A 9,885-nucleotide genomic window follows, 5' to 3' on the forward strand; every position below is an offset into this window, starting at 1 on the left:
CGGTGGCGGCGGCCTCCTCTGAGGGCTGACGTCTTAGCCCGAGCCTGTGGCGCGCTTTCCGCACCACCCGGGAGCTCACCGACGAGGTGGACTCCGGTCACACGAGTGCCCGTATTCGCACGGATCAACATCCGCTCGCGAATACGGGCACTCGGCTTCTTTGTCCCCGCCTTTCATCCCCCACCACGCCGGCCGTGCCGCGTCTCCCCATCGCACCGGCCATGCCGCGCCCCATGCCCGAGGCCGAAGCGGCCGCATCCACACGTACCCCGACACCATCCCCGAGCGGCGATCATCCTGGCGGCTCACACGCGACGGCGGGCCGGGCCTGGTGATCGACGTGGCCGGAAGCCGGCTCCCACCGCCCGGTGGAGTGCACGGGCCTGGACGACCTTGTCGGCGAGCACGCGACGATCGCGGCTACTCGCCGGACGCACACCTCCGTCAAAGCCCCTTCTCTCTCCCAGCTTGATGGCCTGAGGCGGCGCTGGGCGACCGCCCGTGTGTCCGGGCTCGGCGGGCATCGATGGCAGCGACGGCGAGTGGCACGGATCAACGTGATGGACCACAGGCGGGGTGGATCGATGTGATCCACCGAGGCCGGGCCGGCCGGATCGACCTGGACTACCAGGGTGCGTGGGGCGGGTCGACGGCACCCGATCAGGTCCCCACATGGGCGGCACACCGTGAAAGGCGTGGCGCCAGAGTGCTGGGCAAACAGGTGAGTGCCCGCATTCGCCGATGGATGTCGTCCTCCGCCCGGAGGGCGACGATCCTTGCGAATACGGGCACTCGTTCGTGCGACCGGAGTTCATCGCCTTGGTGAACTCCTCAGCGGCGCAGGGAAATGCGCCGCCTGCTCAGACCGAGACGTCAACTCTAGAAGTCATCGTCGTCAAAGCCGTGGAAGCGGAACCGGCGGTCGTCGAACCGGCGGTCGTCGAACCTGTTCCGGCTCTCGTTGAAGTTCTGGTTGTTGTTGTGGATGAGGATCCGGATCGTCTGGGGACGGTTACGGCGCCAGCCCCAGCCGCGTCCGCCCCAGCCGCCGCAGCGACGCCAGCGGCGGCAGCCGGTCAGTCCGGTGAGGACAGACGTACCGGCGCTGATCTGGGTGGCGGTGCCGGCGCTGGCCGCGGCCGTCGTGGCGCCCACGGCGACCACGCCGCCGGCCAGTGCCGTGCTGATGGCGAGGCCTGCCATAACATTCTTGAACGTTTTGGGCATTGCGGTTCCCCCCTAAAGGATCGATTGCCCCGTTCTCGGCGCTCCCCAAATCCAGTATGACCGGAATATCGGGAAACGCCCCGGATGCCCGCAAAGCGAATCATCCGCACCCTGCATATTTCCGGCCGAATAGGTAGCAAACCGACATTGTCTAGTCTTGCCCGACACCAGACATCCACATGGCCCAGCAGTAATACCCCGTGGCATATAACCGCCGTCCCCCACCCGGCCAAGGCGGGGCTTGCGGGCGGACGGCGCACGGCATTCGAAATCCGGCACGAACAAAGGCACCTGAGCAAACAACCCACCGTACACAGCACAGTGAGGGCTCCCTGGCCGATGCCAGTGGAGCCCTCGCCAGGAATTGCCGTGGAGACGAGGAGAATGAATCTCAGGCCGAACCGCGAAGGAAAAACGGACCGTTCCCGAGAGCCCGCCGTTCACCGGCCGGATCCACTTCCGTGGACCACGGCCGCCCGTGAGGACGGGCGCTCGTCCCTGCGCTGTCAGCACACGGTGAAGTCACCGCGCGTCAGCCACCGCTCTCCTGTCAGTCGTCGTCGTCATCGTCGTCGTCGTGGTCGAAGCGGTGGTGCTCGGACCTGAACTCCCTGCGGAAGTCGCGGTGGTTGTCCCTGTTGAAGTTGATGTTGTTGTTGTTGACGAAGACGTCGGTCCGGTTGTTGCGGCGGCCCCAGCCGCGGCCACCCCAGCCCCAGCCGCGGCAGCGACGCCAACCGCAGCCGCCCCCAGTGAGGACGGACGTGCCGGTGGTCACCTCGGCGGTGCCGGCGCTGGCCGAGGTCGTCGTCGCGCTCAGCGCGAGCACGCCGCCGGACATGGCCGTACCGATGGCGAGGCCCGCCATAACAGTCTTGAGCTTGGGCATTTCGGTTTCCCCCTAAAGGATCTGTTGCCCCGTTCTAGACGTTTTCCGATTACTCGGAAAACGCCTTTGGACGCCTGCTGAAGAGTCATCCGGTAAAGGTCATTACCGGGACAGAGGGGGTACAAACAGGAATCACCCTATTTTGCTATGCAATAACCGTGTTATTGCTCGTATTAAAGATTTATCTCATGATATGTTATGAATTATCCCGATATGTCCTATTTGGCCGATCGCGTGGCGCGGCCGTACCCGATTGGCACGCCGCACTTCATGCGGCATTGCAGCAGGGACGTGGTTCGGAGAGAGCCGGCGCGGACGGCGTGGCGTTGAGCAACTCACCACCGGCGCGCACAGGGAGGTGCCTCATACGGAGCCCGCATCGGACGAAATGCGCCCGCACATAGCGCAGTCCGGATCCTCGTCGCGCGTGACGCGCCTTATGGGTGTTCCGCTCGTGGCGGGGCGGATCGATCGAGGGCTGCCCGGGCGAGCCACGCGCGGCGGGTGGGCGTGGCGAGCAGCTGCCCGCCGCCCGGGCCTCAACCAGGCCCGTTGGGGGCCGCAGGTGGCCTTAGGCGGACTTGCGGGCCTTGCGCTTCGCGGGGGCCTTCTCTTCGTCCTTGGACTTGCCCGCCGCCTTCTTGGCCTTGGCGGGCTCGCCGGCTTCCCGCTCCCGCTTCGCGGCCTCCACGCTGGCCCTCAGCGCGGCCATGAGGTCCACCGCCGGGCGGGCTTCCTCTTCCTCCCTGGGAGGAATGACTTCCTTGCCCGCCACCTTCGCCTCGATCACCTGCTGCAACGCCTCGCGATAAGCGTCGTGGTACTCGCTCGGGTCGAAGTCCGACTCCATCGTGGTGATCAGGGACTCGGCCATCTTGAGCTCCTGGGAGCGTACCTCGATGTCCTCATCCAGGAAGGCGAAGTCCGGCTTGCGGATCTCGTCGGGCCAGAGCATAGTCTCCAGCACGAAGACGCCGTCCCGTACCCGCAGCGTGGCCAGGGACTCGCGCTGGCGCAGCGCCACCTTGACCACCGCCACCTGACCCGAGCTCTCCAGGGCGTTGCGCAGCAGTACGTACGGCTTCGCCCCCTGCGCGTCCGGCTCCAGGTAGTAGGACTTGGCGAAGTAGATCGGATCGATCTGGTCGGCCGGGGCGAACTGGAGGACGTCGATCCTGCGTGACGTGCTCAGCGGCAGGCCCTCGAAGTCCTCGTCGGTGAGCACGACGATCTCGCCCGACGCCAGTTCGTATCCCTTGGCGATGTCGGGGTACGGCACCTCTTCGCCGTCCAGCGTGCACACGCGCTTGTAGCGAATCCGGCCGCCGTCCTCGCGGTGCACCTGGTGGAACGTCACGTCCTTCTGCTCGGTGGCGGAGTAGAGCTTGACGGGGATCGTGACCAGCCCGAAGGAGATCGCACCTTTCCAGATGCTGCGCATGGTCACTCCTCAGCTCTCAATGAGTCCGCCATGGGGCACATACCCGTCATGGGGCAACCAATGCCATACCCGGTCGAACCGATGCTGGCCGTACCTGGGGAACTACCGTCCGACCGCGAGCGGTACGGGCTGGAGGTCAAATGGGACGGCATCCGTGCCATCGTTCACCTTGACGAGGGGCTGAGGGTGACGGGTAGACATGGGGTGGAGTACACGCGGCGGTATCCGGAAATCTCGGGGTTCGGGGTTAAGAACGCGATCATCGACGGCGAGGTCGTCGCGCTCGACTCGCGCGGCAGGCCCAGCTTCGAGCGGTTGCAGCACAGGATGCACCTGACGGATCCCGAGCCGATGATGCTGGAGCTGTACCCCATCACGTACATGCCGTTCGACCTGCTCTACCTCGACGGCACGCCGCTGTTCGACCTGCCCTACCGGGACCGGCGGGCATTGCTCGACGAGCTGGACGTCGGCGCTCCACCGTACTTCCCCGGCGACTCCGACCTGCTCACGGCCACGTACGAGCAGGGGCTCGAGGGTGTGGTCGCCAAGCGGCTGGACTCGCCCTATCGGGCGGGCACCCGCTCCCCCTGGTGGATCAAGGTCAAGAATCTGATCACCAGGGAGGTCGTGATCGGCGGCTGGAAGCCGGGCAAGGGGCGCCGGGCGGGCGGGGTCGGGTCGCTCGTGATGGGGGTGTTCACCGACCAGGGGTTCACGTACGTGGGGCACGTCGGCACCGGGTTCACCGACGCCGTGCTCGATGACCTCTACCAGCGGATGCGGCCTCTGGAGATCCCGCGCAGCCCGTTCTGCAACGAGGTTCCGTGGCGGAACCGGTGGGTTAGGCCGGAACTGGTCGGGGAGGTGGCCTACACGATGTGGACCGACGAACAGCGGCTGCGGCACCCCGTGTGGCGCGGGCTGCGGCCCGACAAGCTCCCCTCGGAGGTGAGGCTATGAAGGTGCCGGTCAAGGTCGACGGGCGCGAGCTGACGCTGAGCAACCTGGACAAGGTCCTCTACCCGGAGTACGGCTTCACCAAGGCCGAGGTCATCGACTATTACAGCCGCGTCGCCCCCGTGCTCCTCCCCCACCTCCGGGGCAGGCCCCTCACCGTCAAGCGCTACCCGAACGGCGTCAACGGCCAGTTCTTCTTCGAGAAGAACGCTCCCGACCACACCCCCTCCTGGGTGCGGCGGGTCACCCTGCCCGCCCCCGGCAGCACCAAGAACCGCGAGACCATCGACTTCGCCGTCATCGACGACCTGCCCACGCTCGTCTACTACGCCAACCTCGCCGCGCTCGAGCTGCACGTGCCCCAGTGGCGCGTCGACGAGGACGGCGAGCCGCTGCCGCCCGACACGCTCGTGTTCGACCTCGACCCCGGCGCGCCCGCGACCATCGTCGAGTGTTGCGAGGTCGCGCTCATACTGCGTGAGGTGCTGAAGAGCGAGGGGCTCACCGCGAGGCCGAAGACCAGCGGGAGCAAGGGCATGCAGCTGTACGCCGACTGGGACTGCCGCGAGGAGCCCTCCGCGTACGCCAGGAGACTGGCCCGGCTTCTGGAGAAAGAGCATCCCAAACAGGTGGTCAGCGTGATGACGAAGAAGGCCAGACCGGGGAAGGTCTTCATCGACTGGAGCCAGAACAACCCGGCCAAGACCACCGTGGCGCCGTACTCGCTTCGGGCCAGGGAGCAGCCGACCGTCTCGACACCGCTGTTGTGGAAGGAGGTCGAGGGCTGCGAACGGCCCGAGGAGCTGGTGTTCACGGCGCCGGCTGTACTCGTCAGAGTGGAGAAGCACGGCGACCTTTTCAGCCGGGCGTAGGCTGGTTCCGTCCGCACCTAAAGGGGGACCAGAAGATGTCGGAGATGGACATACGCGGGGACGAGCTCTCGTACGACGTCGAAGAGGAGGAAGAGCTGTCGATCGAGACGCCCGAGGCCGACGCCGCCGATCAGCATCACGAGATACGCCAGAGCGCCGGCAGGCTGCGCTTCGAGCTGCCGCTCGACGTCGATCCCGCCGATGCGGCCGATCAGCACCGCGTGGTGGATCTCGACGACGACGAATATCGCTGAGTACGGCTCCGCGATGACTCGGCACCTGGGCGACCGAGCCGCCTCACGGAGTGAGGCCATGAACCGGCGAGGGAGCGCCGTCGCCTGGACTGAGGAGCGGCGGGAGCGTAGCGACCAGAGCGACGAGGGAAGGCGACGGCTCCCCAGCGACCGAGCCGCCTCACGGAGTGAGGCCATAAAAGGGTGGCCTTCCCGCACGTAGGATGTCCGCACAGCCCGCTGAGAGACCTATGGAGACCCGTGTGACCGCAACCCCGGATGCGAAGCCCCGGGGCACCCGTCTGCCCCGACTGGCGCGCCGCCGGCAGCTGCTGAGCGCCGCGCAGGAAGTGTTCGTGGAGAACGGCTATCACGCGGCCGCCATGGACGAGATCGCTGAACGTGCAGGGGTCAGCAAGCCCGTGCTGTACCAGCACTTCCCCGGCAAGCTGGAGCTCTACCTGGCGCTGCTCGACCTCCACGTCGACGACATGGTCAACCGCTGCCGGGAGGCGCTGGCCTCCACCCACGAGAACAAACTCCGCGTGCAGGCCACGTTCAGCGCGTTCTTCGACTTCGTCTCCTCGCAGGGCGAGGCGTTCCGGCTCGTGTTCGAGTCCGACCTGCAGAACGTCGCGCCGGTGCGGCAGCGTGTGGAGCGCTCGCTGCAGGAGTGCGCGGAGATGGTCAGCGCGGTCATCCAGGAGGACACCGGGTGCACCAGCGACGAGGCGCATCTCCTCGGCATGGGCCTGGTCGGCATGGCCCAGGTGAGCGCCCGTTACTGGGTGACCACGCACGGCTCGATTCCGAAGGACGCGGCGGAGCAGCTCATGGCGCGGCTGGCCTGGCGCGGCATCAGCGGTTTTCCGCGTACGGCATAACCCGTTCGCTTGCCGCGATCATTTGCGCCGTTCGCGGCTTCGAGCCGCCACGATGGGAGTGAGCCGGCCCGTCGACTAAGGAGCCACGATGGAAATCAAGATCGGCGTACGCTCCGTACACCGCGAACTCATTGTCGAGACCCACCTCACGGCCGAGGAGGTCGAGGAGGAGATCAGAAACGCGTTGTCGGTCGAGCGTGGCGTGTTCGCCCTGACCGACGTCAAGGGCAGGCGGGTCGTGGTGCCGGTGGCCTCGCTCGGCTTCGTCGAGATCGGTGAGGACGACGCCAGGCCCGTCGGGTTCGGCGGCACTCTCTAAGGGCTTATGACCAAGGGGTACGGCAAGCTTCGCCGTACCCCTTCCTTGTCGACGTGCTGCGCCGATCCCACCCTCGCCGGCACCCGCGCGCCGCTCGTCGCCTGGCGTAGGTCACGGGTGGCCGAAGGGCGGCCACCCCGCGCTGAACGGCGCGCGCCCTTGCGGACCGGAGGGTTGGGTCAGTGGAGAGTCCCGAGTAGGCAGGCGCGGGGTGGACGCGGGTGGAGAGCGGAGTGCCGCCTCGGCACGGCGGCCGGACAGACCGCGCTCTCCCTCCGCAGCACCGGGCGTGAAGTCCAGCGGTTCGGCGCACATCTTGTCGTCAAGGAACTGCCGTAGCGGCGCGAGGCCCTCATGTCTGGCACGGTACAACCGTTCCGCGCCCCCGCGCCGCTCGATGGGCAGACCCGTCTCTTCGAGCGGCCGCGTCGATCAGAGGCCCATGGCGGCCATGCGCTTGTTGTGCGCCTCCGTCAATGTCGCGAAAAGTCGGGAAATATCGGCGGCGCCGTCCTCCGACACCAGCAGCAGCGCCAGCTCGGGCCGTGCCGAGGCCACCTGCTGTCCTTGGCTGAGCGCCTCGCCCACGAGCCGCCTCGCCCACAGCGCCAGCCGCCCGGCCTCCACGGGCGCGGCCTCGATCCCGGCCCTGACCCGCTCGACCGCGAACTGCGAGCGCCCCTCGTCCACCAGCACCTCGTCCACCAGCTCGGCGATCGAGGCATCGAGGTGCCTGGCCGCCTCACGGTAGAAGTCGAGCGCGATGGCGTCCCCCACGTACGTCTTGACCAGCGCCTGCAGCCAGTCGGCCGGCTTGGTCTGCGCGTGCCAGGCGTCCAGCGCGTCGACGAACGGCGCCATCGCCTCGTCGGGATCGGCCCCGAGTTCGGCCAGCCGGTCGCGCAGCAGGCGGAAATGGGCGTACTCGGTCACGGCCAGCTCACTCAGCGCAGCGCGGTCGGCTAGAGTGGGCGCCAGCGTGGTGGCGTCCTCCGTCATCCGCGCGTACGCGCTGAGCTCCGCATAGGCGAGCACACCGAGAAGGTCGACGACTCCTGGAGACTCCTTCATGAAAGGCAGCGTACTTCGGGAAATCTGCGGGAACATACTGAAGCTCGGCCAGCGTTGTGGTATCGAGTACACTGCTCTGTGAAAGTGCGACCGCACTGTGTAAGTTCGGGGGATTCCCCCGGATACCCCCACTCCGGGTGACGCGGTCGCTGATGACGCGAGAGGGCTGGCTCTACCGCGAGGACCCACGTAACGGGGGCTGTTTTCCGCCCGTCGGTCCCGGCAGGCCCGCCTTCATTTGAGAACTGAGGCAGGCCACGCTGACGACTTTCCGAGACCTCGGAGTCACACCAGAGATCGCCGATGCCCTCGAGACCGAGGGCATCGTCACACCGTTCCCCATCCAGGAGATGGCTCTCCCGCTCGCCCTGACCGGCCAGGACCTGATCGGCCAGGCGCGCACGGGCACGGGCAAGACCTACGCGTTCGGCATCGCCATGCTGCAGAGCATCGGCAAGCCGCGCAAAAACCGCAAGAAGCCCCGCGGGCTCGTTGTCGTGCCAACCCGCGAGCTGGCCGTGCAGGTGAGTGAGGACCTCGTCACCGCCGCGGGCAAGCTCGGCTCCCGGGTCCTGACCGTGTACGGCGGGCGCGCGTACGAGCCGCAGATCGAGGCGCTCAAGGCCGGCGTCGACGTCATCGTCGGCACCCCCGGCCGCCTGCTCGACCTGGTCAAGCAGAAGCACCTCGACCTGAGCCAGGTCACCAGTCTCGTGCTCGACGAGGCCGACCGCATGCTCGACCTCGGCTTCCTGCCCGACATCGAGCGGATCTTCAAGCTGATCCCCGCACAGCGGCAGACGATGCTGTTCTCGGCGACCATGCCGGGCGAGATCGTCGCGTTGTCGCGGAAATACCTCAACCGTCCGACGCACGTACGCGCCGAGCACGAAAGCGGCGAGGGCGAGACCACGCCGCAGGTTCGCCAGCTCGTGTGGCGCGCGCACCGGATGGACAAGATCGAGATCGTCGCGCGGCTGCTGCAGGCCGACGGCCGCGGGCTCACCATGGTCTTCTGTGAGACCAAGCGGGCCTGCGACATGGTCGCGGAGCAGCTCGACACACGCGGCTTCGCGGTCGCGGCCGTGCACGGCGACCTCGGCCAGGGCCAGCGCGAGCAGGCGCTGCGCGCGTTCCGCAACGGCAAGATCGACGTGCTGGTGGCCACCGACGTGGCGGCCCGCGGCATCGACATCGACGACGTCACCCACGTGGTCAACTACGACTGCCCCACGGACGACAAGACGTACGTGCACCGCATCGGCCGCACCGGCCGGGCCGGGCGCACGGGCATCGCGGTCACGTTCGTGGAGTGGGAGGAGCTGACCCGCTGGAAGATGATCAACCAGATGCTCGGGCTCGACTTCGCCGAGCCCGAGGAGACCTACTCCACCTCACCCCACGTCTACTCCGAGCTGAACATCCCCGAAGGCACCAAGGGCGTCCTGCCCCACGCGCAGCGTTCGCGCGCCGGGCTGTCCGCGGAGCGCATCGAGGATCTCGGGGAGACCGGCAGGGTTCGCGGTCGTGGCGGCCGTCGCCGCGACGAGCGTGAGGAGCGCCCTGCCGCCCGTACTACGCCACGCCAGCGCCGCCGCACCCGTGGCGGGAGGGAGTTGGCGGAGACCGCAGCCGTCGAGACTCCGGAGGTCGAGCTCGTGGATGCCAAGGCGGAAGAGACGCCCGCGATCTTCTCAACGGACGAGATCGAGGCGGCCGCCGAGACGAAGCGGACGCGTACGCGGAGGGGGGCGGCTTCCTCTGCCATCGAGCAGGCGCTCGCCGACGCCCCCGAGGCGCCGGTCAAGGCCACCAGGTCGCGCCGGATCGCTGACGACGCTCCGGAGGCCGAGGAGGAGGTGCCGGTGAAGAGCACCCGCTCCCGCCGTACCGCCATCAAGGCCGTCGAGCCCGAGACCGTCGTGGAGCCCGCGACTGTCGCGAAGCCCGCGGCCGTCGTGGAGCCCACGGCTGTCGCGAAGCCCGCGG

10 protein-coding genes are annotated in these 9,885 nt (G+C 67.6%); 6 read left to right on the forward strand and 4 right to left on the reverse strand.

The window, feature by feature from the left end; all coding sequences use genetic code 11:
* Positions 1-879: 879 nt before the first annotated feature.
* From AB0J09_RS43840 to AB0J09_RS43850, 3 genes are all read right to left on the reverse strand, one after another.
* On the reverse strand, positions 880-1,203 hold the full coding sequence (locus tag AB0J09_RS43840; protein ID WP_360704961.1) for a hypothetical protein: 324 nt from the start codon (positions 1,201-1,203) through the stop codon (positions 880-882).
* 574 nt (positions 1,204-1,777) lie between these two features.
* On the reverse strand, positions 1,778-2,116 hold the full coding sequence (locus AB0J09_RS43845) for a hypothetical protein (protein WP_360704964.1): 339 nt from the start codon (positions 2,114-2,116) through the stop codon (positions 1,778-1,780).
* Positions 2,117-2,687: 571 nt separating this feature from the next.
* Positions 2,688-3,557, reverse strand: a complete 870-nt coding sequence (locus AB0J09_RS43850) for a Ku protein (RefSeq protein WP_360704967.1) — start codon at positions 3,555-3,557, stop codon at positions 2,688-2,690.
* Between the two features lie 60 nt (positions 3,558-3,617).
* Here AB0J09_RS43850 and ligD (AB0J09_RS43855) point away from each other — a divergent pair, with 60 nt between their 5' ends.
* The 5 genes from ligD (AB0J09_RS43855) to AB0J09_RS43875 all read left to right on the forward strand — a co-directional run bounded on the left by ligD (AB0J09_RS43855) (position 3,618) and on the right by AB0J09_RS43875 (position 6,825).
* Entirely contained in the window at positions 3,618-4,520 is a 903-nt protein-coding gene (gene ligD / locus AB0J09_RS43855) for a non-homologous end-joining DNA ligase (RefSeq protein WP_360704970.1), read from the forward strand.
* Complete coding sequence (gene ligD / locus AB0J09_RS43860; RefSeq protein WP_360704973.1) at positions 4,517-5,389, forward strand: non-homologous end-joining DNA ligase; 873 nt, start codon at positions 4,517-4,519, stop codon at positions 5,387-5,389. The genes ligD (AB0J09_RS43855) and ligD (AB0J09_RS43860) overlap by 4 nt, the downstream gene beginning before the upstream one ends.
* A 44-nt stretch (positions 5,390-5,433) precedes the next feature.
* Complete coding sequence (locus AB0J09_RS43865; protein ID WP_360704975.1) at positions 5,434-5,643, forward strand: hypothetical protein; 210 nt, start codon at positions 5,434-5,436, stop codon at positions 5,641-5,643.
* 242 nt (positions 5,644-5,885) lie between these two features.
* Positions 5,886-6,506 (forward strand): TetR/AcrR family transcriptional regulator, encoded by a 621-nt coding sequence (locus tag AB0J09_RS43870; protein ID WP_360704978.1) that lies wholly within the window; start codon positions 5,886-5,888, stop codon positions 6,504-6,506.
* An 88-nt stretch (positions 6,507-6,594) separates the two neighbouring features.
* Entirely contained in the window at positions 6,595-6,825 is a 231-nt protein-coding gene (locus tag AB0J09_RS43875; RefSeq protein WP_360704981.1) for a DUF3107 domain-containing protein, read from the forward strand.
* Between the two features lie 432 nt (positions 6,826-7,257).
* Here AB0J09_RS43875 and AB0J09_RS43880 read toward each other — a convergent pair whose 3' ends face one another.
* Entirely contained in the window at positions 7,258-7,896 is a 639-nt protein-coding gene (locus AB0J09_RS43880; protein WP_360704984.1) for a ferritin-like fold-containing protein, read from the reverse strand.
* Between the two features lie 350 nt (positions 7,897-8,246).
* On the opposite strand from AB0J09_RS43880, the gene AB0J09_RS43885 reads away from it, so the two are divergent.
* On the forward strand, positions 8,247-9,885 hold a 1,639-nt coding region (locus AB0J09_RS43885; protein ID WP_360704988.1), incomplete at its 3' end, for a DEAD/DEAH box helicase.

This window comes from Nonomuraea sp. NPDC049784, from assembly GCF_040659615.1.
Classification (GTDB): Bacteria; Actinomycetota; Actinomycetes; order Streptosporangiales; family Streptosporangiaceae; genus Nonomuraea.

Excerpts from the sequence above, each read along its gene's own strand:
- AB0J09_RS43845 (WP_360704964.1), bottom strand. The coding sequence starts at position 2,116 with ATGCCCAAGCTCAAGACTGTTATGGCGGGCCTCGCCATCGGTACGGCC.
- AB0J09_RS43865 (WP_360704975.1), top strand. The coding sequence starts at position 5,434 with ATGGACATACGCGGGGACGAGCTCTCGTACGACGTCGAAGAGGAGGAA.
- AB0J09_RS43880 (WP_360704984.1), bottom strand. The coding sequence starts at position 7,896 with ATGAAGGAGTCTCCAGGAGTCGTCGACCTTCTCGGTGTGCTCGCCTAT.
- AB0J09_RS43875 (WP_360704981.1), top strand. The coding sequence starts at position 6,595 with ATGGAAATCAAGATCGGCGTACGCTCCGTACACCGCGAACTCATTGTC.
- ligD (WP_360704970.1), top strand. The coding sequence starts at position 3,618 with ATGCCATACCCGGTCGAACCGATGCTGGCCGTACCTGGGGAACTACCG.
- AB0J09_RS43840 (WP_360704961.1), bottom strand. The coding sequence starts at position 1,203 with ATGGCAGGCCTCGCCATCAGCACGGCACTGGCCGGCGGCGTGGTCGCC.
- AB0J09_RS43850 (WP_360704967.1), bottom strand. The coding sequence starts at position 3,557 with ATGCGCAGCATCTGGAAAGGTGCGATCTCCTTCGGGCTGGTCACGATC.
- ligD (WP_360704973.1), top strand. The coding sequence starts at position 4,517 with ATGAAGGTGCCGGTCAAGGTCGACGGGCGCGAGCTGACGCTGAGCAAC.